The 24,469-nt window shown below is 61.8% G+C and carries 18 protein-coding genes and 1 tRNA gene; 11 read left to right on the top strand and 8 right to left on the bottom strand.

Annotation, left to right across the window (positions count from 1 at the left end; all coding sequences use genetic code 11):
- Window positions 1–276: 276 nt before the first annotated feature.
- The 3 genes from adiC (at window position 277) to DyAD56_RS05890 (ending at window position 5,232) form a co-directional block, all read left to right on the top strand.
- Window positions 277–1,620 (top strand): arginine/agmatine antiporter, encoded by a 1,344-nt coding sequence (gene adiC / locus DyAD56_RS05900; protein ID WP_102301828.1) that lies wholly within the window; start codon window positions 277–279, stop codon window positions 1,618–1,620.
- Between the two features lie 41 nt (window positions 1,621–1,661).
- Entirely contained in the window at window positions 1,662–3,962 is a 2,301-nt protein-coding gene (locus DyAD56_RS05895) for an Orn/Lys/Arg decarboxylase N-terminal domain-containing protein (RefSeq protein ID WP_102301827.1), read from the top strand.
- Window positions 3,963–4,329: 367 nt separating this feature from the next.
- A complete protein-coding gene (locus DyAD56_RS05890) occupies window positions 4,330–5,232 on the top strand; it encodes a cation transporter (RefSeq protein ID WP_102301864.1) in 903 nt (300 codons plus the stop codon).
- 16 nt (window positions 5,233–5,248) lie between these two features.
- On the opposite strand, the gene DyAD56_RS05885 is transcribed toward DyAD56_RS05890, so the two are convergent.
- Window positions 5,249–6,100 (bottom strand): alpha/beta hydrolase, encoded by an 852-nt coding sequence (locus DyAD56_RS05885; RefSeq protein ID WP_233202303.1) that lies wholly within the window; start codon window positions 6,098–6,100, stop codon window positions 5,249–5,251.
- A gap of 135 nt (window positions 6,101–6,235) precedes the next feature.
- A complete protein-coding gene (locus DyAD56_RS05880; RefSeq protein ID WP_102301826.1) occupies window positions 6,236–8,497 on the bottom strand; it encodes a TonB-dependent receptor in 2,262 nt (753 codons plus the stop codon).
- A 205-nt stretch (window positions 8,498–8,702) separates the two neighbouring features.
- On the opposite strand from DyAD56_RS05880, the gene DyAD56_RS05875 reads away from it, so the two are divergent.
- Window positions 8,703–13,313 carry a DEAD/DEAH box helicase gene (locus tag DyAD56_RS05875; RefSeq protein ID WP_102301825.1) on the top strand — a complete coding sequence of 1,537 codons (4,611 nt, stop codon included), beginning with the start codon at window positions 8,703–8,705 and terminating at the stop codon, window positions 13,311–13,313.
- A gap of 241 nt (window positions 13,314–13,554) precedes the next feature.
- On the opposite strand, the gene DyAD56_RS05870 is transcribed toward DyAD56_RS05875, so the two are convergent.
- Window positions 13,555–13,860, bottom strand: coding sequence for a nuclear transport factor 2 family protein (locus DyAD56_RS05870; RefSeq protein WP_233202302.1), 306 nt, complete (start codon window positions 13,858–13,860; stop codon window positions 13,555–13,557).
- Between the two features lie 168 nt (window positions 13,861–14,028).
- Between DyAD56_RS05870 and DyAD56_RS05865 the strand changes: the two genes are divergently transcribed.
- A tRNA-Ile gene (locus DyAD56_RS05865) sits at window positions 14,029–14,104 on the top strand.
- Between the two features lie 600 nt (window positions 14,105–14,704).
- On the opposite strand, the gene DyAD56_RS05860 is transcribed toward DyAD56_RS05865, so the two are convergent.
- Window positions 14,705–16,249 (bottom strand): dienelactone hydrolase family protein, encoded by a 1,545-nt coding sequence (locus DyAD56_RS05860; RefSeq protein WP_102301824.1) that lies wholly within the window; start codon window positions 16,247–16,249, stop codon window positions 14,705–14,707.
- 419 nt (window positions 16,250–16,668) lie between these two features.
- Complete coding sequence (locus DyAD56_RS05855) at window positions 16,669–17,586, bottom strand: LysR family transcriptional regulator (protein ID WP_102301823.1); 918 nt, start codon at window positions 17,584–17,586, stop codon at window positions 16,669–16,671.
- A 122-nt stretch (window positions 17,587–17,708) separates the two neighbouring features.
- Here DyAD56_RS05855 and DyAD56_RS05850 point away from each other — a divergent pair, with 122 nt between their 5' ends.
- From DyAD56_RS05850 to DyAD56_RS24050, 3 genes are read left to right on the top strand one after another with little or no spacing between them, the layout of a single operon-like run.
- Entirely contained in the window at window positions 17,709–18,422 is a 714-nt protein-coding gene (locus tag DyAD56_RS05850; protein WP_102301822.1) for an SDR family oxidoreductase, read from the top strand.
- Between the two features lie 14 nt (window positions 18,423–18,436).
- Window positions 18,437–18,913 carry an amidohydrolase family protein gene (locus DyAD56_RS24435; RefSeq protein ID WP_199178895.1) on the top strand — a complete coding sequence of 159 codons (477 nt, stop codon included), beginning with the start codon at window positions 18,437–18,439 and terminating at the stop codon, window positions 18,911–18,913.
- A complete protein-coding gene (locus DyAD56_RS24050) occupies window positions 18,829–19,413 on the top strand; it encodes an amidohydrolase family protein (protein ID WP_343125290.1) in 585 nt (194 codons plus the stop codon). The genes DyAD56_RS24435 and DyAD56_RS24050 overlap by 85 nt, the downstream gene beginning before the upstream one ends.
- A 396-nt stretch (window positions 19,414–19,809) precedes the next feature.
- On the opposite strand, the gene DyAD56_RS05840 is transcribed toward DyAD56_RS24050, so the two are convergent.
- Window positions 19,810–20,424 carry a TetR/AcrR family transcriptional regulator gene (locus DyAD56_RS05840; RefSeq protein ID WP_102301821.1) on the bottom strand — a complete coding sequence of 205 codons (615 nt, stop codon included), beginning with the start codon at window positions 20,422–20,424 and terminating at the stop codon, window positions 19,810–19,812.
- 127 nt (window positions 20,425–20,551) lie between these two features.
- Here DyAD56_RS05840 and DyAD56_RS05835 point away from each other — a divergent pair, with 127 nt between their 5' ends.
- From DyAD56_RS05835 to DyAD56_RS24215, 3 genes are all read left to right on the top strand, one after another.
- Window positions 20,552–21,520 (top strand): SDR family NAD(P)-dependent oxidoreductase, encoded by a 969-nt coding sequence (locus DyAD56_RS05835; RefSeq protein WP_102301820.1) that lies wholly within the window; start codon window positions 20,552–20,554, stop codon window positions 21,518–21,520.
- Window positions 21,521–21,624: 104 nt separating this feature from the next.
- The gene (locus DyAD56_RS05830) at window positions 21,625–22,371 is read left to right on the top strand and encodes an SDR family oxidoreductase (protein WP_102301819.1); all 747 of its coding nucleotides are present in this window, start codon (window positions 21,625–21,627) and stop codon (window positions 22,369–22,371) included.
- A gap of 121 nt (window positions 22,372–22,492) precedes the next feature.
- Window positions 22,493–22,765: a hypothetical protein gene (locus DyAD56_RS24215; protein ID WP_146010444.1), complete on the top strand. Its 273-nt coding sequence runs from the start codon at window positions 22,493–22,495 to the stop codon at window positions 22,763–22,765.
- Between the two features lie 491 nt (window positions 22,766–23,256).
- On the opposite strand, the gene DyAD56_RS05825 is transcribed toward DyAD56_RS24215, so the two are convergent.
- Window positions 23,257–23,889: a class I SAM-dependent methyltransferase gene (locus DyAD56_RS05825; protein ID WP_102301818.1), complete on the bottom strand. Its 633-nt coding sequence runs from the start codon at window positions 23,887–23,889 to the stop codon at window positions 23,257–23,259.
- A 106-nt stretch (window positions 23,890–23,995) separates the two neighbouring features.
- Window positions 23,996–24,412, bottom strand: coding sequence for a nuclear transport factor 2 family protein (locus DyAD56_RS05820; RefSeq protein WP_102301817.1), 417 nt, complete (start codon window positions 24,410–24,412; stop codon window positions 23,996–23,998).
- Window positions 24,413–24,469: the final 57 nt, after the last annotated feature.

Genomic DNA, 24,469 nt, shown 5'->3' with positions numbered 1-24,469 from the left:
CGATGGACGTCGGTCGTAATGCGGTTCGGGCCCAGGGGTGGTGTGGCGCTTCCCTGTATCCGGGTGACAGTGAGGTCGGTCCGACATGGAGTGTGTCCCCCGATGATCCTGCGAGCCGTACGAGGCGTGGCCAACATCACGCGCATGGAACCACGCGTTTCAGGGACGGCGTTCGTCGTTTTCCCCACGCAACTATTTTTATCGCCGTCTTCGCTTCGCGCCCTTTGCGCGACGGCGGGCACGCGTTTGACCCCTTGACCTATCGGGAGCCACGTCATGGCAGATCAGAAGCGCAAGATTGGCGTTGTAGCGGCTACCTTCCTGGTGGCGGGCAACATGATGGGCTCGGGTGTATTCCTGTTGCCGGGCAGCCTGGCCAAGATCGGCACCGTGTCGATGTGGGGCTGGGTGGTTACCACCATTGGCGCGCTGTTGCTGGCCTTTGTGTTTGCCAAGCTGGGGCGCCTCGCCCCCAAGGCGGGCGGTCCCTACGCCTACGCGCGTGATGCGTTCGGCCCCTACATGGGCTTCCAGACCAACACCATCTACTGGTTCGCCAACTGGATAGGCAACGTGGCACTGCCTGTCGCGGCAGTGGGTTACTTCAGCTATTTCATCCCAGCGTTGTCGCAACCGATGGTGCGCACCGTGGTGGTGCTGGTGCTTATCTGGCTGTTTACCTTCGCCAACATCCTCGGCGCGCAGGTGGTCACGCGTATCCAGTCGATCACCACGTCCTTTGCGCTGATACCGCTGTTTGGTATCGCCATCTTCGGCTGGTTCTTCTTCAAGAGCGACCTGTTCTCCGGCGCGTATAACGTCACAGGCAAGGGCGATTTCCAGGCGATCTCCGGTGCGGCCTCGTTAACGCTATGGGCCTTTATCGGCGTGGAGTCCGCGTCGGTGTCGGCTGCAGTGGTGAAGGATCCCGAGAAGAACGTCGCCATCGCCACCATCGCAGGCGTGGCACTCGCTGCCGTGGTGTACATCTCCAGCTCCGCCGTGATCATGGGCATGATCCCCAACGATCAGCTTCAAGTAGCCGATGCGCCCTTCGCGCTGGCGGCGCAGGTCGCCATCGGCAACATCGGTGGCGGCGTGGTGAGCCTGTGCGCGGCGCTGGGCGCTGGCGGCTCGCTGGGCGGCTGGATCCTGCTGACCGCGTTGAGCGCCAAGGCCGCCGGCGACGATGGCCTGTTCCCGAAGATCTTCAGCAAGGCTAATAAGGACGACACACCCGTGCAGGGCCTGCTGATCGTGGGCGTGCTGATGTCGCTGATCGTGCTGGTCACCGCCGCGTCACCGTCGGCGTCGGAACAGTTCGAAGTGATCACGCAGGCCGCGGTGGTGCTGACCCTGTTGCCTTACATCTATTCCTGCGTTGCCTGCTATTTCGCCGTGGACCTGAGCCACACCACGGTCCACACGGGCATCTACTGGGTGCTCACCAGCATCACCGTGGTGTATTGCCTGTGGGCCATCTTTGGCACCAACGGCCAGATGGTGACCTACGCCTTCCTCTTCATGCTGTTCATCAGCGTGTTCTATCCGTTCTTCAGCGAACAGCGCCGGAAGGACAAGGCCTCACGGGCCACGCTACCCGGCACGCCGCGCACCTGATCATCGTTTCCCCTCGCCCCCGCGTTTGATGGAGTCTGCACATGTATTTCAACGCCCTGGATTACCCCGTCGTCATCATCGATGCCGACTACGAATCGCCGCGTATCAACGGCATCCTCATCCGCGCGCTGGCGGACGAGATCCGCGGCTACGGCCATCGCGTACTGAGTGGCCTCACCATGAGCGACGCGGAAGCGGGTGCGCGCACGTACAACGCGGCGTCGGCGGTGCTTATCTCCATCGATGGCGAAGAGGAAGGCCCGCACCAGTTCGACCGCCTGTACGACTTCCTCAACACCCAGTTGGCCTACCGCGAGAACCTGCCCATCTTTCTGTACGGCGAGCGCCGCACGGTGGAGCAGATTCCCACCAAGCTGCTTAGCATCACGCACGGCTTCATCTTCCTCTATGAAGATACCAAGGCCTTCATCGCCAAACAGGTGATGCGTGCAGCCGACGAGTACATGGACAACCTGATGCCGCCGTTCTTCAAGGCGCTGGTGCATCACGCGGCGGAGTCGAACTACTCGTGGCATACGCCGGGCCATGGCGGCGGCGTGGCGTTCACCAAGTCAGCGGAAGGGCGTGCCTTCCATCAGTTCTTCGGCGAGAACACCTTTCGCAGCGATCTGTCCGTGTCAGTGCCGGAACTGGGTTCGCTGCTCGACCACACCGGCCCGGTCAAGGCCGCCGAAACAGAAGCCGCGCGCAACTTTGGCGCGGACCACACCTTCTTCGTCACCAACGGCACCTCGACGGCCAACAAGATCGTGTGGCACGGCACGGTGGCACGTGGCGACGTGGTGTTCGTGGATCGCAACTGCCATAAATCGCTGCTGCACTCGCTGGTGATGACCGGCGCGGTGCCGGTGTACTTCATACCCAGTCGCAACGCGCACGGCATCATCGGGCCGATCAGCCTGGATCAGTTCGATCCCAAGGCCATGGCCAAGGCCATCGCGGCCAATCCGCTGGCTAGCAAGGTGGCCAAGGCCAAAGGTAAGGACTTCAAGCCCAAGATCGCCGTGGTAACCAACTCCACCTACGACGGTCTTTGCTACAACGTGGAAAAGATTGCCAAGGACATCGGCGGTGGCGTCGATTTCCTGCATTTCGACGAGGCCTGGTACGGCTACGCCGCCTTCCACGAGATGTACGACAACCATTACGCGATGGCCAAGGGCAAGCCGCGCGATCAGGACCCCATCATCTTCGCCACGCAGTCCACGCACAAACTGCTCGCGGCGTTCTCGCAAGCCTCGATGATCCACGCGCGCAACAGCCGCACGCGCGCGCTGGACGCAGAGCGCTTCAACGAGTCCTTCATGATGCACACGTCCACCTCACCGCACTACGGCATCATCGCCTCATGCGATGTCGCCTCGCGCATGATGGAAGGACGCGCCGGCCGGAGCCTGATCGAACAGATGCATAAGGAAGCCATTGCCTTCCGTCGCGCCGTGCTGCACGTGGGCGATGACATCAAGAAGGGCGACTGGTGGTTCAGCGTATGGCAGCCGGATGGCCTGCAAGAACGGTTGGACGAGGGCGAGCGCGCTGGCCAGCCCGTCAGCACCAAGCAGGCCGATTGGAAGCTGGCGCCCAAGGCTGCGTGGCATGGCTTCGGCGAACTGGCGCGCGATTACGTGATGATCGACCCGATCAAGGTCACCCTGGTGATGCCGGGCCTGACCATGGACGGCAAGACGCAGAAACAAGGTATTCCCGCCGCGGTGGTGAGCCGCTTCCTGTGGGGACGCGGCATTACGGTGGAGAAGACCAACCTCTACTCCTTCCTCATCCTGTTCTCCATGGGTATTACCAAGGGCAAGTGGAGCACGCTCACCACCGAGCTGTTGGCCTTCAAGGAGCTGTACGACGCCAACGCGCCGCTCAGCAAGGCGCTGCCATCGCTAGTGGAGGAGAACCCCACCGCGTACGCCAACACCGGCCTGCGTGAACTGTGCGACGCGCTGCACGCGTTCAACACCAAGAACAAGGTGGCCCAGGTGATGCGCGAAATGTACGTCGAGCTGCCGGAGCCGGTACTCGCGCCGTGGGAAGCCTACGACCGCCTGGTGCGCGGCGAAGTGGAGCGCGTGGAGATCGACAAGCTGGCTGGCCGCATCGCGGCGACCATGTTGGTGCCGTATCCGCCGGGCATCCCGGTGATCATGCCGGGTGAAAAATTCGGCGCGAAGGATTCGCCGATCATCGAAAGCCTGCGTACGGCCAAGGAGCAGAACGAGCGCTTCCCCGGGTTCGAGTCCGACATCCACGGCTTGATCATCGAGCAGGATAAGGACGGCCCGCGGTATGTGGTGGAGGTGTTGAAGAAGTAGGTCGAGAGGCGCGCCAGCCATCCAGGCAGGCGCGCCCTCAAGCTCGTCATTCCGGCGCAGGCCGGAATCCAGTAACCGTCGTATCCGGTTTTCGCCGAGCGTCGTGCGAAAACCCGACGTGGTCGCCACTGGATTCCGGCCTGCGCCGGAATGACGATGTCGCCTAACCGGGCTCTGGTGGTGAGGCTGAAGGCAGCGCGAATAAGGCCGAATACTTCGTCACATTCCTATCCCTCACCGTCATTCCGGCGAAGGCCGGAAGTGCTTTATCAACAGCCGAATGGCTGGTCATCCAGTGCCTTTGCTCTTGGCCTTCCAATCGCCACTTCCCGCACCCGACCCTTCAAGCTACGTTCGCTCCATGCCCATGGACAACTCCCGCGAACAACGCCTGCTGCGCCTTTCCATCGGCATCACGCTCTTGGTCGGCGTGGCCTGCGTCGCTGTGGGTGTACTGATGCAATCGCAGGCCATCGCATTCGATGGCTTCTACTCCTTGGTAGACGTGGTGCTCACCGCCGGGTCACTGGCGGTATCGCATCTGGTTACCAGCGAGGGGAGCCGCCGCTTCCAGTTCGGCTACTGGCACCTCGAACCGCTGGTGCTGGTGTTCAACGCCGCCGTGCTCACCGTCATTTGCAGCTACGGTGGCTTTACCGCCTTGCATGGGTTGATGACCGGCGGCCACGAACTAGCTTTCGGTTTCGGCGCCGCGTGGGCCGCTGTCATGGGCATGGCGAGCTTCGCCATGGCGCTTTATGTGCGCCGCGAATCCAAAGCGCTCGGCTCGGTGTTGTTACAGCTCGATGCGAAAGGCTGGTTTATCGGCGGCGCCATCAGCCTCGCGGTGCTGGTGGGTTTCGTGCTGGCCGCGGTGATCAAGGGCGGCCCGTTGGACGACTGGACCCGCTACATCGACTCCGCCGTTCTGCTGTTACTGACCTTGGCCTTGTTGCCGCTGCCGTTGGGTAGCCTGTGGCAGGCATTGCGCGAAGTGCTGCAATTGGCGCCCGATGCACTCGACCAACGCGTGCGCGACGTGATGGAGTCGCTGGTGCAGGAGCGGGGCTATCTCGAGTTCACCAGCTACGTGGCTAAGATCGGCCGCATGCGCTTCATCGACATCCATATCCTGGTGGAATCGTCGCGGCCGCTAGGTGACATGGGTGACGTCGACGAGGTGCGTAGCGAAATCGCCCGCCGCATCGGCAGCGACATTCGCGTCGAATGGCTCACCATCGTCTTCACCGGCCGGCGGGAGTGGCTGTAACTGCCGTAGCGCGGCGTCACCCCCGCTTCTGCAGCCAATCCCCCAGTTGCTTCAACACTTGGCTGCGCGCCGGCTCCGCCTCGTTGAACAGCTCGTGATAGAGCGCATCGAAATAGCGCGTGGTGAGCTGGCTGCCCGCCCAGTTGCCGGAGGAGAAATCCCGGCTGCCGGCAGGGTTCACCAGTTTGTCCGAGCCCGCCACCAGCAGCAGCGTTGGAATAGCGAGCTTGCCGGCATCCGCCACCGAGGCATCGCCCGCACGGAAGATGAAATCCGCCAGCCGCGGCGTGATCCAGCCATGGCGCAGCGGATCGGCGCGGTACGCCGATTCCACCTGCGGGTCGTGCGAGAGCTTGTCGAACGGCAGCCCGTTGGGCAGCGGCAGGCTGGGCAGCACCTTCGAGAGCACGGCGGCCAGCTTCTGCCGCCATGCCGGCTCCCACGTGCGCAGGGCAGGGGAGGACAGCACCAGGGCCGGCGGCTCCAAGCGGCGGTCGAGCACGCCGCGTGCGGCGACCAGCCCGCCCATGCTGTGGCCGAGCAACAGCGGGCGCTTGGGCTGGGTGTTGGCGTAATCGTTGTAGACGGTGGCCAGGTCTTCCAGCAGGTCGTTGCCATGGGACAGCGCCCCGCGTCGGCCGGGTGTCTGGCCGTGGCCGCGCTGGTCGTAGCTGCGTACGGCGAACCCCCGGGTCCGGAACCAGGTGGCCAGGCGCTGGTAGCGGCCGCTGTGCTCACCCAGCCCGTGCACGATGAGCACTGCATCCTGCGCGCGGCTGTTCGGCCAGTCGCGCACAAACAGGGGCTGGCCGTCGGCCATGGTCAGGAGTTGGCTGCGTTCGCTGCCGTGGTCGCCCGGGTGGTTCACATCGCGTTCTCGACGGGAAAGCCTCGCATTCTGCAACAAGCCGTGCGGGTTTTGCCTCCTCGCCGTGCAGGCAAAGAAAAAGGGAGCGGCAAGCCGCTCCCTTGATGCACTGCACGATCGGCGCTTGGCGGCCGATCAGAAGTCCGCGCGGAACTCCACGCCAATGATGCGCGGGTCGTTGACGAACGCGGTGCGGTTGTCGAAATCGATCGCACCGGTGATGTACTGCTTGTTGGTGATGTTGCGGCCGTACAGGGCGATCTCGCGCTTGCCGAAATCCCAGTTGTAGCCCACGCGCACGCCACCCTGCAGCATCGGCTTGCCGCGGAATTCTTCCGAGTCATACAGGAAGAAATTCACTTCGCTGCGGTAGGTCCAGTCGGTGTAGATGAAGAACTCACCGCTCTCGCCGTACGGGATGCCGTAGCGCGCGGTGAGGTTGCCGATCCATTCCGGCGCATTCGGCAGCGAGTTGCCGTTGATCAGCACGTTGCCGTTCGCATCCAGCGGGTTGAGGATGGTGCAACCTGCGCCGCACGGCGCCACCGCCAGGGTGGGGTCTTCCAGCTTGGTGTGGTTGTAGCTGCCGCCGGCCGTGAGAATGAAGTTCGGCGTGACATACGCCTCCATATCGAACTCAGCGCCGTGGCCCTGCGTCTCCTTCGCATTCACCAGGCGCGTCACGTTCAGGTCGCCGCCCACTGCGGTGAGCTGCTGGTTGTGCATGGTGTAGTCGAAGATGTCTGCATTGAAGCGCAGGCGGTTGTCGAAGCTGGTGGTCTTGACGCCCAGTTCGTACGAGGTGATCGTCTCCGGCTTGGCCTGCGAGATGAAGTCCGCGAAAAGCACGCGGCCCTGCACGCTCGGCGCGCGGAAGCCGTTGGCGACGCGGCCGTACACGTTGACGTTCTGGTTCACCGCCCACGTACCGGTCAGGTCACCGCTCCAGCGCGAATCGTGCGGGTTGGCGCCCAGCGACAGCGGGCCAGAGCCGATCGGCGACAGGATGCGGTCCACGTGGAAGTCACGCGAGTCATGCGACCAACGCGCACCGGCGCGCACGTCGAAGTCGTCGGTGAGGTGATAGTCGGTGGAGCCGAACAGCGCATACGCGGTGGTCTTCTGACTCTGCTGCGCGTAACCATCCAGTGCGTGGTTATCGAGCGTGTTGTAGTCGTAATTGACGATCGCGATGTTTTCGTTGAAGTAGTACGTGCCCACCTGCCAGTTCAGGCGATCCTGCGGATTGCTCGCCAGGCGAAATTCCTGCGTGATCTGGCGATCGTGCGGCAGCGCATCGGCCGTTTCCGACGGAAACGGCGTCACGTATGGCAGCTGACTCGGGTTCTGCGCAACAGCGATACCGCCGTCGACGTCGCCGAGGCTGTACGTATCGGCCTTCTCGAAGCCGGTGATCGAGGTGAGCGTGTAGTCACCCAGATTCCAGGTGAGGTGCACATTGCTGCCCCAGGTGAACAGGTGCTGGCGGTTGTTGCCATCCTGATACACCACGTTGCGATCGAAGCCCGGCACAAAACTATCCGAGCCCAGCGGAATCGCGTTGGCGCGGTTCACCATGGCGCTGCCATCGAGCCAGCGCGCGTGCACGTTGATCAGTGCGTTGAAATCCTGCACGTCATACATGGCCTGGAAACGCACGGCGCGGTCGTTGTAGCCGCCCAGCGCGTCCTTCTTGCCGGCGTAGTCGTTGTCGATCCAGCCGTCGCGATGCTGCGCCAGCGCCGACACACGGCCCGACCAATTGCCGCCCAGCGAACCGCCCAACGCGGCTTCAGCATTCGCCGTGCCCTTGGTGCCGTACGACGCCTTGGCGTAGCCGCTGGTTTCCTGGCTCGGCTTGGCCGAGTCGAACTTGATCACGCCGGCCGGCGAGTTACGGCCGAACATGGTGCCCTGCGGACCGCGCAGCACTTCCACCTGCGCCAGATCGAACAGCGGGAAGCCCTTGAGGATAGGGTTCTCCTGCACGATGTCGTCGTACACCATCGACACCGGTTGCGACGAGTTGAGGTCAAAGTCGCTGTTGCCCAGGCCGCGAATGTAGAAGCGCGGGAATTCGCGGCCGTAGGACGTCTCGGCATACACGCTCGGCGCACGGCCGGCCAACTGCAACACGGTATCGCCGGCCTGCCCGTAATTGCCCAACTGTTCCGGTGTCACCACCGTCATGGAGACCGGCACTTTCTGGATGTTCTCGACGCGCTTTTCAGCGGTCACGTTGACGGTTTCGAGCTGAACGGGCTTGCCGTTCTGGCCCTTCGCCGGAGCGGCGGCGGGCGGATTGGCGTCCTGTGCGAAAGCCGTGTTTCCCACGGCAAGGGCGCTGGCAATGGAAAGGGCGAGCAACGCGAAACGCGTCGGGCTGGCGGCGGTCATTGAGTTTCCCCGGAGGATTGGAAGACAAGAAGCTGGAAAGTGCAGCAAGAAAACGCCGCAAGAATCGATCGCAAGAAGCGGCTTAACGATATTGTCACGTAATTCTGGCAGGGACTGAAGCGTAAAATCGTGCGATTCGTTGCTAAACGCACTTGACAGCCCCATGTCTCGCACTCTGAGAGCGCGTTGCGCGACACTTAAGTCCATGCCCCTGCACGATTTTCATCCGGCCGTGGCCGCTTGGTTCCAGGGAGCCTTTCCTGAACCGACGGCACCGCAAAAAGCCGCATGGCCGTCCATACGGTCAGGCCGCCACACGCTGGTCGCGGCACCGACAGGTTCCGGCAAGACACTCACCGCCTTCCTTTCCGCCATCGACGCCCTGGTGCGCGAAGGTGTCGCCAACAACGGCGCATTGCCCGACGCCACTACCGTGGTCTACGTGTCACCGCTGAAAGCGCTTTCCAACGACATCCGCATCAACCTGGAAGCACCGCTGGAAGGCATTCGCGCCGAACTGCGCAAACTGGGCCTTCCCGATGTGGACATCCGGACAGCCGTACGTACCGGCGACACACCGCAAGCCGAACGCAACGGGATGCGCAAACAGCCGCCGCACATTCTCGTCACCACGCCGGAGTCGCTATACATCCTGCTCGGCTCGGAATCCGGCCGCGCGATGCTGAAGACCACACGCACCGTGATCGTGGATGAAATCCACGCCATCGCATCGAGCAAGCGCGGCGCGCATCTGGCGCTATCGCTAGAGCGGCTCGAATCGCTGTGCCAGCGGCGTTTGCTGCGCATTGGTTTGTCGGCAACGCAGAAACCAATCGAAGAGGTCGCGAAGTTCCTCGTCGGTGCACATGCTGTACTCCCTCTCCCCTCCGGGGAGGGGGTTGGGGTGAGGGGCCAATCTGGCGATACCGCCACAAAGAAGCGCAAGCCCGCTTCGAAAACCACCGAAGCAAGCCCCACCCCCTCACCTCCATCCTCTCCCTCAAGGGGGGAGGAAGAAAACGCCGTCAACATCATCAACGTCGGCCACACCCGCCACCGCGACCTCGCCATCGAAGTCCCACCCGTTCCCCTCGAAGCCGTCATGTCCAACGACTGCTGGGAACTGGTCTACAACCGTCTCGCGCAACTGGTGGAGTCGCACCGCACCACGCTGGTATTCGTCAACACCCGCCGCATGGCCGAGCGCGTATCGCGTCACCTCTCCGAGCGCCTCGGCAAAGAAGCCGTCGCCGCCCACCACGGCAGCCTTGCCAAGGAGCAGCGCCTCGACGCCGAGCAACGTCTGAAGCGCGGCGATCTGCGCGTACTCGTTGCCACCGCCTCGCTGGAACTGGGCATCGACATCGGTGATATCGACCTCGTCTGTCAGCTCGCCTCGCCGCGCTCCATCGCCGCCTTTCTGCAACGTGCGGGCCGCTCCGGCCATGCAGTGAACGGCACACCCAAAGCGCGCCTGTTCCCCACCTCGCGCGACGATCTGGTGGAATGCACCGCACTGCTCGACTGCGTGCGTCGAGGCGAACTCGATACCTTGATCCAACCGCCGCAACCACTGGACGTGCTCGCGCAACAGATCGTCGCCGAAGTGGCCTGTCAGGAGTGGAGCGAAGACGCGCTGTACGACACACTACGCGGCGCGCATCCCTATCGCGATCTACCGCGCCAACAGTTCGATGACACCGTGCGCATGCTCGCCGACGGCTTCACCACGCGACATGGCCCGCGCGGCGCGTACATCCATCGCGATGCCGTGCACAAGCAACTGCGCGCGCGTCGCAATGCACGCCTCACGGCCATTACCTCCGGTGGCGCCATTCCCGACACCGCCGATTACCTCGTGGTGCTGGAACCGCAAGCCACCATCATCGGCTCGGTGAACGAAGACTTTGCCGTGGAGAGCCTGGCCGGCGACATCTTCCAGCTCGGCAACTCCAGCTACCGCATCCTGCGCGTGGAGCGTGACCGCGTGCGCGTGGAAGACGCACAAGGCGTGCCGCCCAATATCCCGTTCTGGTTGGGCGAAGCGCCGGGCCGCACCGCCGAGCTTTCGCATGGCGTGTCTCGTCTGCGCGAAGAAATTGCCACGCGCCTCGATGATGGCGGCGTGCCCGCCGTCATGCACTGGCTGATGCACACGCTGGGCATGAGCGAAGCCTCAGCGCAGCAACTCGCTGAATACATGGCCGCCGCCAAAGCCGCACTCGGCGTGCTGCCCACACAACAGACCCTGGTGTTTGAGCGCTTCTTCGACGAATCCGGCGGCACGCAGCTCATCATCCACACGCCGTGGGGCAGCCGCATCAACCGCGCGTGGGGCCTCGCGCTGCGCAAGCGCTTCTGCCGTCAGTTCAATTTCGAACTGCAAGCTGCCGCCACCGAAGATTCCATCGTGCTGTCGCTATCCACCAGCCACAGCTTCCCGCTGGAAGAAGTGTCCCGCTACCTGCACTCAAACACCGCCGAACATGTGCTGATCCAGGCACTGCTCGACGCGCCGCTATTCCCTGTGCGCTGGCGCTGGAACGCCACCACCGCGCTGGCGTTGCCGCGCTTCCAGGGTGGCAAGAAAGTGCCGCCACAACTGCAGCGCATGAAAAGCGAGGACCTGCTCGCCACCGTCTTCCCCGATCAGGTCGCGTGCCTGGAAAACATCGTCGGCGAGCGCGAGATTCCCGACCACCCGCTGGTCAACCAGACCCTGCACGACTGCCTGCGCGAAGCGATGGACATCGACGGCCTGCTGCACATCCTGCGCGGGCTGGAAGAGGGCAGCATTACCGTGGTCGCGCGCGACCTGGCTGCGCCCAGCCCCCTCGCCGGCGAAGTGCTCACCGCCGCACCCTACGCCTACCTCGACGACGCCCCGCTGGAAGAACGCCGCACCCAAGCCGTGCAATCCCGCCGCTGGTCCGATCCCGAAAGCGCCGACGACCTCGGCCGCCTCGATCCGGAAGCCATCGCCTCCGTGCGCGAAGAAGCGTGGCCGCAAGTGCGCAGCGCTGACGAAATGCACGAAGCCCTCACCATCCTTGGCGGCATCACCCAAGCCGAAGCCGATGCGAATGAAGGCTGGAACGCATGGCTCAAGGCCCTCGCAAAGAATCATCGTGCGACGCTCCTAGCTCCCTCTCCCCTAGCGGGAGAGGGTAGGGGAGAGGGGGCAACCCCACCCCAGTCCAACACCGAAGCAAACGGCAGCATCTGGACCACCGCCGAACACCTCCCCAAATGGCAGGCCGTTCACTCCAACGCAGCCCTAAACCCACCCATCGACGCCCCCGCCGACTACGCATCCCAACCGTGGTCCCGCGAAGACGCCCTGCTCGAACTCGTCCGAGGCCGCCTCACCGGCGCCGGCCCCATCACCGTCGCGCAACTCGCCCACGCGCTGCACGTTGAGTCCACCGACATCGATCTGACCCTGCTGCGCCTGCAATCCGAGGGCTACGTGATGCAGGGCCACTTCACGCCCGGCACCGCCGACGTGGAATGGTGCGAACGCCACCTGCTCGCGCGCATCCACCGCTACACCATCGGCCGCCTGCGTCGCGAGATCGAACCCGTCAGCCGCCGCCACCTGATGCGCTTCCTGTTCGACTGGCAACACGTCGCACCCGGCGCACGCCTCAGCGGCCCGGATGCACTGCCCGCCGTACTCACCCAGCTCGAAGGTTTCGAAGCCGCCGCCGGCGCATGGGAAAGCGAACTGCTGCCCGCACGCATCGACGACTACTCCATCACCTGGCTGGACGAACAGATCCGCGCCGGTCGCGTGAGTTGGAGCCGCCTGCGTAGTGGTAACGGCAGTGGCGGCGGCCCCGTGCGCGCCACGCCCATCGTGCTGCTGCCACGTCGCAGCCTGCCCGTGTGGACCAGCGCGGCCACCCGCGACGCCGACACGCAGGAGGTCATCGTCTCCTCCCGCGCCCAAGCCGTGCTCGATGCACTGCGCGACCACGGCGCGCTGTTCTTCGACGAACTGCTGAGCGACACCCACCTGCTGCGCACCGAACTGGAAGACGCCCTGGGCGAACTCGTCGCCGCCGGCCGCGTCACCGCCGACAGCTTCGCCGGCCTGCGCGCACTGCTCGTCCCCGCCGCCAAACGCGACGCCCACCGCCACCGTCGCCTACGCCGCCACATGCTCACCGGCATCGAAGACGCCGGCAGATGGTCGCTAGTAAGGTCAAACCGCGCACCGCTTCTCCCCTCCGGGGAGAAGATGCCCGGCAGGGCAGATGAGGGGCGGGTGCTCGCGAAATCCTCACCTAGCTCGGAAAAGAAACCCGACCCAGACCACCTAGAACACATCGCCCGCAGCCTCCTCCGCCGCTACGGCGTCATCTTCTGGAAACTGCTTGAGCGCGAAGCCCCCTGGCTCCCCAGTTGGCGCGAACTACTGCGTGTCTACCACCGCCTGGAAGCCCGCGGCGAAATCCGCGGCGGTCGCTTCGTCGACGCCCTGGTCGGCGAACAATTCGCCCTACCCGAAGCCATCACCCGCCTGCGCGCCATCCGCCAGCAACAACCCAGGGGCGAACTCGTGCTCATCAACGGCTCCGACCCCCTCAACCTCGCCGGCACCGTACTAGCAGGCAACAAACTCCCCGCCGTCACCGGCACCCGCGTGCTCTACGAAGAGGGCGTACCCGTCGCCGCCTGGGTCGCCAACAAACCCCAATGGCTGGTGGAATCCACACCCACCCAGCAACAACACTGGCGCAACGCCCTGCTGCGCCGAACGGACCTGGGCAGCTTAAAAGCCGACGCTCACGCTGCCGGCTTCGATCACTAATACGCCCCAGTTCCCAATCTCGTCGTTCCGGCGTAGGCCGGACGAGCGCGTAGCGCGAAGAACGCCCAAAGGGCGGCCCCGGAGGGGCGAGCAGAGCGAGTAATCCAGCGCCTTAGGGTGCGATCTTCGCGAGGCGCCTATTCGGCTCTTGGGGGAAGGCGAGGGCAACCAGCCCCTCACTCACTGTAATCCCCGATATAAACCAACAACCCATCCCGCTGCCTAAACTCACTACGCCCATTCAACGTAATCGACTGCCCGCCCGCACCCCGTTAGGCAGATCCACCGCAAACGTCCCGTCGAACAGAATGTGCGCCGTCGCCGTGCCATCCCGCTCTTCGTAAGCCAGAATCACCTGCCGCCGGGCCGAAAACAGAAAGCTCGAACTCTCCGCCAGATGCCGCAACTCGTCCGCACCCAGCGTCCGCACACTCAGCACCCCAGCGGTGTAGTTCTCAAACACCACCTCGCGATGCATCGTCGCCACCATGCCGTTAACGTCAATGCGGTTATAGGCAGCCAGGTAACGTTCGATCAGCTCGCGCATGGCGCATCCTTCAAAATCAGGCGCCAAACCCGGCGCGACAGCGCAAAGTCTACGTTACCCGCCCCGTCCCGCCGAATTTCCAGCCAAACCTGACCCCGCCCCCCGTCGACGCCCCCGCCAACCCCCGCTACCATGTCCGCCCCACACCGGCGCAACGCCGGCACGCATGGGCCTATAGCTCAACGGTTAGAGCAGGGGACTCATAATCCCTTGGTTGTAGGTTCGAATCCTACTGGGCCCACCATAACGTACGAATTCATCGGCGGTATTGCGCGATCCAGCATAGTTTGTCCGTTCTGGACAAACTTTCATGGACATCCAACAAGTTTGTCCGCCCAGATCGGTGGTGGTCTTCCCAGCAATAACTGTTCGCTAAAGCATAAATTGGAGTTGCACGCGGACGCGTACGAAGTTGTGTGTTCGGACGCGGACGGATCGACCATTTGGTTGGCGGCAATGTATCCGGATGCGTATTCCGATCAAACCCGCCACCGATTCCAGTCTCGAACCGGCCACCTGTAAGATGTGAATCCGGCCATCCGAAATGCCCTCAAACCGGCCGGCCCGAGTGCTCTCGAATCCGCCATCCTAGGCTGCTGAATCCTACCCTGCGGGTGCGCCTTCGGATCGGTACGGTTCTGGCGCGACGCCGGGGCAACGGGCAGACATCGGCCAACTCCTGACAGTTGTTCGCTGAATTGAAGCGCCACAAAGCGGACGCTCACTCACGAGAGCAAATGAGTCGAGGAGTGGATGCTTGGCGCTCTCGAGCATACGACGCCCTCAAACCAGCTGTTTGACGCGCCCCTTTCCGGCATTGGTCCGCTGTGATGTTCGCGCTGATTCAGTTGGCTTTACTTAGGCGCTGTACTTGCGCGCGCGCATAAGCGTTACCGGGATCAAAACGCAGCGCCTGTTGGAACGCATGCAGCGCCTGAACAGGCCAGTGCAGCACATCTTCGACATGGGCAAGATCCATCCATGCATCGCTACGCTTCGGCGCTATAAAGGTCTCTAGCTGCGCAAGCCCCAGCGCACGCCGGAAATCATGCAGATTAATCAGTGCAGAGAGCCATGGCTCAAGCTGGTCTGGCGTAAGGCTGAAATCTGGATGCGTGTGGTGGTAATCGGTATATACCGTGGCGCTGTGATCGAAGCCGGCGCTCCCAAGATGCTGCGCGAAGTCCTGCAGGGACGGGGCAGGCCCTTGGGAAGAGCGATGCATCATCAAAAACATGCCCCTCGGAACGCCTTGTGTTTCTGGTGTGGCGCCGAGAAAAGCTTTTGCCGACTGGTCGTTTTTGAAATGTGCGTCGAGAAAGGCAAGCGTGTAACGCGCTATCCATGAATAACTTTCGCTGCGCTGCTGCGCCGTAGCTGGCCCATGCATTTGATCGTTGCCGAAGCGCAGGCTATCGCTGGTGAGGTCATCATGTTGCATGTCACGCAGCCAGATGGTGGTGACATCGGCATGCTGGATACGATCGATGAAGCTGCCCGGTTTATTGTCTTCGTTCGGGGTGAGCGGATCTTCCTGGTCCGCAAAAAACAGCAGCGGCACCTGGATACGATCAGGCGTGATATCAGGCGCCAGCTCCAATAGCTTCGGGAAGTAACGCACCGAGCCGTCGAGATCCACGAGTAGTTTGATTCGGTCATCGGTGGCCGCTGCAAACGCGCTCGCCATGCCACCCCAGCTGTAGCCAAGCACCGCGATTTTGTCCTTGTTCACCGCGGCTAGCTTTCCGGCCTGCCCGATTAATACGCCGATATCGGCGGCTTGTGCACGCGTATTGGCCATATCCACCGGAATTTGCCCGTTGGTCATGTAAGGCAGATGGGCGCCGCGCGAGCTGGTAGAGATCACGACATAACCATGGCTTGCAAGGTACTCGCACAGCACGTCATCCTCGAAGGAAGCACTGCTATCGCTGGGGGCATATATGACCAGCGGGAATGGTCCTGCGGCCGGAGTTGCTGCGATGGTGGCGTGGACGGGCTGAGCTGCAATGGCCTGATAACCGCTCAGCGGATCCGCGCCGGCCCACGCCTGAATCTGCCCATCGACAACACGCTGGATCAGCGCTGGATCGCTCACAGCACCGTCTTCGCTTGCGAGGAGTGCCAAATAGTCGGCGTAAACCATCGGCTTGCCGGCAGCACTGGCGGGATACCACACCAGCACCTGCAAGGGTCGTTCTGGCATGGCGGTGACAGGCAGACCAGTTAATGGGTCGTGACCATCGCCCCAGCTGCGGCTGCTATCGAGCAGATGCACCACCTTTAAGCCAATTGGATATTGCCCCCATGGTGCACTGAACTCCAATTGTCCTTGTGCGCAGACGCTCGAGCCAAACAGCAACATGCACAGAAATAGCCAGCGTGACATAAGCTTCCTTATTGCTGACGCCAGAGGCGCGAGCGAGCGATCCTCGCGCGGTGCGGCGAGGATGGGCCGACACCGCTTTTAGTTTTCCGCAGGCCGGCTTCTGTTGCTGTGATCGCCAAGCGCAGCCAACGCTCCTTTAGCATAACGAATTATCTGATGTCGGCTTCGAGTCGGGAGCGCCCCTCTATCGATCGACGGTCGCTGACCGGCCAAGAAGGGACGGTCGTCGCTTCATTCATGCCGCCCAAAAGCGGCCATTGGAAGCTTGCTTTGACGCTGAACTTGCGGCCAAGCCAACCGCCCTTACAAGGGGCCGATTATGATCGCCTCGTCTGTGGCTGAGGAAACGGTGATCACCAGTCTTTGGCAGTGGTCCGCTTGACTTTCTTCGTCCCGATTTCCGTGTAGTGGTGACTCGCTTATGGGGCGGCATTTTTGCAAATGGCAAAGATGGTATCGCGAAGCCAGCGGTGGGCAGGATCCGCATGGAGGCGAGGATGCCAAATCGCCGACACGTTGATAGCGGGCGTTCGTACTGGAAGTTCAAAGTACTCAATGCCCGCGCTTTCTGCACGATTGCCCGGCGACGCACTACCAAGGGATGAACGCGGGACGAGTCCGACAAGATCCGAATGCCGCACGATCTGCATCGCGTTGGCAAAGGTCGGCACGACCATGGAAATGATTCTCGACTGGCCCAATAGGGCCAAAGCATCGTCCACCGGTCCGGTGAATTGCGGTTTGCGCGACACCACCACGTGCGAACAGCTGGCATAGCGTTTCGCGGTCACCCTGGTCAAAAGGGGGTGACCAGTTCGACAGATGCCCACGAAGCGATCACGAAACAACAGCCGTGTCTTGATCTCCGGCGCGGCGGTTCCGAGTACGCCGACCTCCAGATCGATCATCCCTTCCCGCAGTGCCCGTGCATCCTTGTCAGGCTTCGATACAAACCGAATACGAACGCGGCGCGCGGTTTGAGCGATCGCCGCCATGAGCGATGCGCCTACCAGATCGACGAATCCGTCATTTGCACGAATCGTGAAGGTTCGCTCCAGCGTGGCCAGGTCCACGGCGCTGTTGGCGGGTTGAAGCACGGCCCTGGCATTGCGGGCAAGTTCATGCGCGCGTTTGCCGAGTTGTTCGGCATACGGCGTGGGAACCATCGTCCGCCCCGCCAAGACGAGCAGTTGATCCCCTGTTGCTGTCCGTAGTCTCGAAAGCGTCCTACTCATGGCAGAGGGACTCACACCGAGTCTTTGCGCCGCCTTGGTCACGCTGCATTCGGCAAGTAGTACGTCCAGCGCCGTGAGGAGATTCAAATCCACGTATGACATGCCACTTCGTCTCCCGGATTAGCAAGCATTGCATTTGATGCAATCAATTATTGTATCCAGTGTGTCTGGTGCAATACACCCGGGGCGACGAAACTTGGGACCTTCCCAGATAAGGCATCGTCATGATCCACTCGGGTAGCAGCAAAGCCCCCACCATTCTGATCATCGGCGCTTCGCAAGGCCTCGGGCGCGCCATGGCCGCCGAATGCGTCAAAAGAGGATGGGACGTCGTCGGGACAGTGCGCGAAACAACCCGCACCGAGCTGCATGATCTGGCGGAAGAACATCCAGCTCATGTCGAGATCGAACACCTCGACGTGACCGCACCCGAACAGATCGCGGCGCTACGCGACCGACTATCCGGACGCCGCTTCGACATTCTTTTCGTCAACGCCGGCACCGCAAACAAGAACGAAGGCGACACCATCGCAGACGTTTCCACGGAGGAATTCGTGCATGTGATGGTCACCAATGCACTCAGTCCGCTGCGAGTCATCGAAGCGTTGCAGCACCTGGTGCCGACGGATGGCCTAATTGGCGTCATGTCGTCCGGGCAGGGCAGCATCGCCGGCAATGAAAAAGGCGGGCACGAGATTTATCGCGGCAGCAAGTCGGCGCTGAATCAGTACATGCGCAGCTACGCCGCGCGCCAGTCCGCCGTGCCGCGGGCACTGCTGCTGCTGGCGCCGGGCTGGATTCGTACCGCGCTGGGTGGACCGAACGCGCCATTCAGTATGGAGGAAACCATTCCGGACATCGTCAACACGCTGCTCTCGAAACGGGGCAAGCCGGGGTTGGAGTATCTCGACCGCATGGGACGCACGGTCCCGTGGTGACCGAAGGCGCGGCCATGAAACTGATCGGCATCGAAGAGCATTTCCTGACCGCGGAGATTCGCGATGCGTGGCGCGCCATCGGCCTCGATGCAACGGATCCAAGCGTCGCGTTCCACTCGGGCGCGATCGAGCGACGTTTGCTTGATCTCTCGCAAGATCGACTTGCGCTGATGGACGAAACCGGACTGGACGTGCAGGTTCTGTCACTGACGACGCCGGCGCTTCACGATCTCGGGCCGGAAAGCATCGATCTGGCAAAGCGCACCAACGATGCGCTGGCTGAGGCTGTTGCGCGCCACCCGTCACGTTTCCAGGCCATGGCCACACTGCCGGCAAGCATACCCGACGAAGCCGCTCTCGAACTGGAGCGCTGCGTCCGGACGCTTGGCTTCAAGGGCACTGTGTTGTGCGAAAAGTGGGCCAGCGCCATCTCGATGACCCGTCCCTCCTGCCCATTTTTCAAAGCGCACAGGCATTGCGCGCCCCAATAATGATCCATCCACGCATGCCCGATGCTGCGGTACGGAGGGCCTACTATTCAGGGTTCACGCCCCAGGTTGACGCGGCCTTCGTGACCTTCGGGCTGGGCTGGCACTATGACGCCGGCATCCAGTTCCTTCGACTCGTACTGGCGGGCACATTCGACCGCTTGCCCCAGCTCAGTGTAATTCTCGGACACTGGGGAGAGGTAGTGCTGTTCTACGCCGAGCGTCTTTCTGCCATGGACAAGGTGTCCGGACTGGCTCAGCCAATAGCGAGCTACCTTCGGAAGAACCTCTATGTCACCGCCAGCGGCATGTTTCTGCCTCACTACCTAGCTCGCGCCGCTGCCGTTGTCGGCGTTGATCATCTGCTTTTCTCTACCGACTTTCCCTACCAGTATCGTACCGGTCACGATGCCAGGTTGTTTCTGAAGAATTGTGGGCTCTCCGAGGAGGACAAAGCGGGATTCGCCTATGGAAACTGGACCCAACTGACCGGCGAAAATTAGAAAAGCGCCGACGATATGCGGTTGGTACAAGACACTGCCGAAAAAATTGCATCGTTTGGTTCGGCTCCTTCGGCGAATCCAGACATTGGCGGGGACGCACATGCGCAATTCGTTCTCATCTGGAAACAAACTGCTCCGAGGTTGCGTGCACTTTTCGCCTGCCCCGAACGGCAGAGATGAATGGTCTCTGCCCATCACAGTTTGAGGGAGCCATCGAGCCCGCAAGGGCTGTGTTCGGCCAAAAGCGGGCATTGCCAGTCATCAGATGATGGCCGAGTTGCGCGATATGGTGGAGCGCAACTGCCGCCTCTCCACTCATTGCGTTGAAGCTAAAACCCTCATCGGTTGGCGTACCCCATACATCAGCGTTCGCCACAGCCACTAAGCGGTAACCCGTCAGGCGCGCCGCGGCAGAAGCACCAAGTCCGCCGCTTCCTCGGCTTCCCTGAGAAGCGTCTTACGCGGCGTGCCTATCTGCGCACGCATGGTAAGACTACGAGCGAAATCCGTGACTTGGGTCGCGCGCACGGCCACAGGAAAGTCGGCCGGAATTTCTCCAGCGGTGATCCCGTCCCGGAGACGACCTTCCACCAGCGCTGCCCCACCGGCGACCGCGTTCTGCAGGAACTTCCGGACCTCAGCATCGTCCACAACCGGCGCGACGCACATCATGAGGCAACCCCGGGCGGACCCTTTCTCGGTCGCACTTTCGACGGCGTACCTCAGAAAGTCCGCGATGGAGTCGCGAAGACTCTGTGGCGAGAGGAGTGCCTTCGCGGCTAATGCGCCCTTCCGTTCTGCGTACGCCTTAAGGACACGCAAGAATATCGCCCGCTTGTCCCCAAAGACGGCATACAGGCTCGGCCGCCCCACACCCATCCCGGCGACGAGATCGTCAATCGTCACTCCGTCGTAGCCTTTCGACCAGAACACCTGAGTCGCCTTTTCCAGCGCCCCCGTCTCGTCGAAGCTGCGCGGTCGACCCACTGGCCTAGCAGTATTTTGAATCATTTGGTTCAAAACTCATTGACAATAGTAATCGCAGCAATATATAACTGAATAGTTCGATATTGGCAAGCCGGCTCTGGCCTCGCGGGGCCTCACGACTCGGCCTTCACCCTTCACCACGGAACCACCCATGAAACATTCGATCGCTCTCGTCACCGGCGCCACTTCCGGGCTCGGCCATGCGGCAGCTCGCCTGCTCGCCGGAGAGGGATGGCACGAGATCATCGTCACCGGGCGCAGCTGGGCCGGGGCCCAGCAAGCGGCGGCTCATCTCGCGGCTGAGAACAAAACAGTGATATTCACGCCGCTGGCGCTGGATCTGGACACGCCGTCCAGCGTTCAGTCCGCCCTTGCCGAGCTCGTCCAGCGAGGTCGGCCAATCGATTTCCTGCTGCTCAATGCAGGGATGGTTCCAGGTAAGAATCGTGTGATCACTGCGGCGGGCATCGAGGCTTCTCAAGCCCCGCTGATTGGCCATCATCAACTGACTGTCGGGTTGCTTCGCGCCAACCTTGTTGGCCCCAACGCGCGGATTGTTATCACCAGCGCGGAGCCTGCCCGCGGCGGCGTACCCATGTTCAAGTACACCGATGTGCCCGCCTTCGCGGCTAAATACTTCCGGGGCGATCAAACCACCGCTGTTGAAGCCCTGATCCGCAACGGGCCGCACGTGAAGTATGTGCCCAACACTGCGTATGCCGACGCGAAGCTCATTATCGCGTGGTGGGTCTCGGCGCTGGCGCGCCGGCTACCCTCCGGCATGGCCGTTTACGCTGTCTCGCCCGGTGCGTCGAACGCCACCAACGTGGCGCGAAACGCTGGCCCGTTGTTGAAGTATCTGATGATTCCAATCGTGAACCTCATTCCCGGCATGAATCAGACGCCGGAGACCGCGGCCCGCCGCTACCTCCAGGCGTCGGAGTTCGGAACCGACGTCTCAGGGCAATTCTTCGCCTCGGCCCAACGGAAGTTCTCGGGTCCAATGGAAGTGCAGCTCCAGCCACACCTCCTCGATGGCGGCAACCAGGAAGCCGCCTGGCAGGCGGTCGCCAATGTCTCTGGCGTCAACTTAGTCGATTTCTCTTACACAGCAACTTGAGAGCGGTGTCCTGAAGGAGAGCCCGTTGGCGGCAATCGTGTCTAATTATGAACCAAATAGTTAAAAAATAGCAAAGCAACCCTAACCTCGCGAGGAGAATGCACATGGAACGGTACCAAGGTAAAAAGGTGGTGATTATCGGCGGCACGAGCGGCATGGGGCTCGCAACGGCGAAGATGCTCCTCGGTGGGGGTGCGCGTGTTCTGGTGACGGGTCGGTCGCAGGCCGGCCTGGAGTGGGCGCAGAAAGAGCTCGGAGAGGGCGCCCTCGTGGTTTCGAGCGACGCGCGGTCGTTGACCGACATTGACGCCCTTGTTGCTCAGGTGAAGACCGAGTTCGACACCATCGACCTGCTTTTTGTCAACGCCGGTTTCAGCATTCCAACGCCTCTCGATAGCGTGACGGAGGCCATCTACGACGAGATGTTCAACCTGAACTCCAAAGGACCGTTTTTCGCGGTCCAGAAACTCGCGCCGCTGATGAACCGGGGAGGTGCTGTCGTCCTCACGACCTCCGTCGCCAACGTCAAGGGACTGCCCGGCCAAGCCACATACGGAGCCGCCAAGGCTGCGCTGCGCTCATTCGCTCGGACGCTCGCTGCTGAGTTGGTTACTCGCGAGATTCGTGTCAACGCCGTATCGCCCGGTCCCATCGACACACCGATCCTCGACAAAGTGTTTCCCGATAAAAACGTGGCCGCCCAAGTTCGGGAGAAGATGATCGGCATGATTCCCATGAGGCGCTTCGGAACGTCGGAGGAAATCGCAAAGGCCGTCCTCTTCCTCGCGTTTGATGCGACTTTTACGACCGGTGCCGAACTTCCGGTGGACGGGGGTTGGTCGCAGCTCTGAACAGCTAGTCCGCATTTCGAAGTGGAGTGAAGGCATGTCACTCAACTCCCAGTCGCGTTGAATGCCCATACCCACATGATGCATTTCGCTATCCACGACCACCGTCCCCTGGAGGAATTCAATGAACACGCACTCCGATTCTGATGTCAACGCCCGGTTGGAAAAGCTGGAGTCGACAGTGGTCCGATTGTCGAAAGCGCTCTCAGATCGTGCGCGATATGAACAATCGCCGCATGCCTCGGCCACACGTGTCGCCAGGGCTTCTGCGAAATTCGCGGAGGACAGACCAGCGACCAATGTGACCCTGCCGGCACAAACAAATGCAGGGGCGCTTTCGAAGATCCGAAACGCGCTCGCAAAGACATGGGCAACCTTGGAATATATGAGCAGCTGAATCTCTCTCTGGTGGGATCGCCAAAGGCTCTACGGAACACGTCTTGCGTGGTGTTCAAGTATCGCCAAGGAACAGCTTTTTTGGCAGGCGGTCGATCGATACGCCCAGGCAGGCTACGCGCACCTCGCGGGATGCCTGGCATTGGGCTTGAAACTGACCAGTGTGCAAACCGCCAGCCACCTGCCCACCGTCGCCACAGCAATTGACCAGCTTCGCCTGCGAAACTGACTATGGCCGGCAGCCAAACTGCCCACCGCCTCCAACGAGCTGCCCGTTTCCGGCATCGAACCTGACCACCATCGCCACTGGAACCGGTAAGGCTCGCCGGCGGAGTCGACGGGCAGCCATCGGCCAAGAAGGGACGGTTAGCCATCTTAAGATGCCGCCGCAAAGCGGACGCTCGCCAACGGCAAAAATGAATTGAACATTGTTTGCTTGGAAAAGCGGCACAAGCTGACTGGCTCCGCCATCTAAGCCGCCAGCGACAGCCGTTATAGCTTCACGAACCGATAGGCGAAGCGATCGGTCTCGCCCTTGATCGAAGGATCAAAGACCTTGACGGCGTGCGGATCGTCTTGGTTTGCCAGCGCGCTGCTTTCTGCGTCAAGAACAAAGCCTGCTGCTTCCACCTCTTCGCGAACAGATACAGGCTCAATCCGATGCAGTGAGTTGGCGTGGCTTGTGCCCGTGGCCGCGACAGCGACGTGGTCAATGATGACGTAAAAACCACCAGGCTTGAGCAGGTCAAAGACGGCTCGATTAAAGTCGGCCGGCATTGCGCCTTTCGTCTGCATCAGCGCTGTGTGGAGATCGTGGTAGAACAAGTGCAGCCATAGCACATCCGCTGGTGGCACAACCTCCGACATCGCTACGAGGTCGGCCGAGACGACTTTAATGTTCTCTCGGTTGGGCTCTTTGGCAAGCGTCCGGACGATGCCGACCGGGTCGTTCTTGAAGTGGGCGACTTCAGCCGGCACGAAACTGTAGACCCGTCCTTCTGTCCCTACGACGTCGGAAAACAGACGCGTCCAATCGCCATCGCCTGGGTAAACATCAATGACGGTGGAGCCCGCTTTTACGTGGGCGAATGAGATCAATTCGGATAGCTTGGTTGGGTCGTACATCGGAATCTCCGTTGCGGTTTCGGATTAAAACGCGCGCGGCGTCCAGGGCGGCGTTCCACGGTTCATTCATAGTCGTCCGCGAGCTGACGGTCGCAGAAGACCAGCGCTATGCCGGCGCGAAGGCATCCACCTGCGCGGCCCGCGCCATCGCCTGCGTGTCAATGTACTCTCGGATGCTCGACAGTTTGCCGTCACGGACGGTGATGGCGAAAATCCAGCGGTCCTCGAACATCCTGTTCGTGGCTTTGATCGTTCCCTTCGCGACGCCGACGACCAAAACCCGGTTTCCCTGTGCGACGAACTCCCGGGGTTCGGAGAGCGACATCTCGATGGTTTCGGATTCCGTCTTTAATAAGTTCGCCAGCCCCGCGTGCCCGCGGTAGGTTCCGGCAAGCGGCCAGTCTTCGCCAGGGATTATCCACTCGATGTCTTCGGCAACCAGCGCCAGCAAACCCTCCCTGTCGCTGCGGCTGATCGCAGTAAAAAAGTCCTTTACCGTCTCGACGTTCTTCTCGGTGCTCATAGCATCTCTCCGTTTTACGGATGCGGTCGGCGCTCCCCCGATCGCATCCGTGCCGTT

Origin of the sequence: Dyella sp. AD56, assembly GCF_002878475.1 — a bacterium.
GTDB lineage: Bacteria > Pseudomonadota > Gammaproteobacteria > Xanthomonadales > Rhodanobacteraceae > Dyella.
The sequence above is the reverse complement of the archived record's forward strand: the minus strand, read 5'-3'. Positions and strand labels throughout refer to the sequence as shown.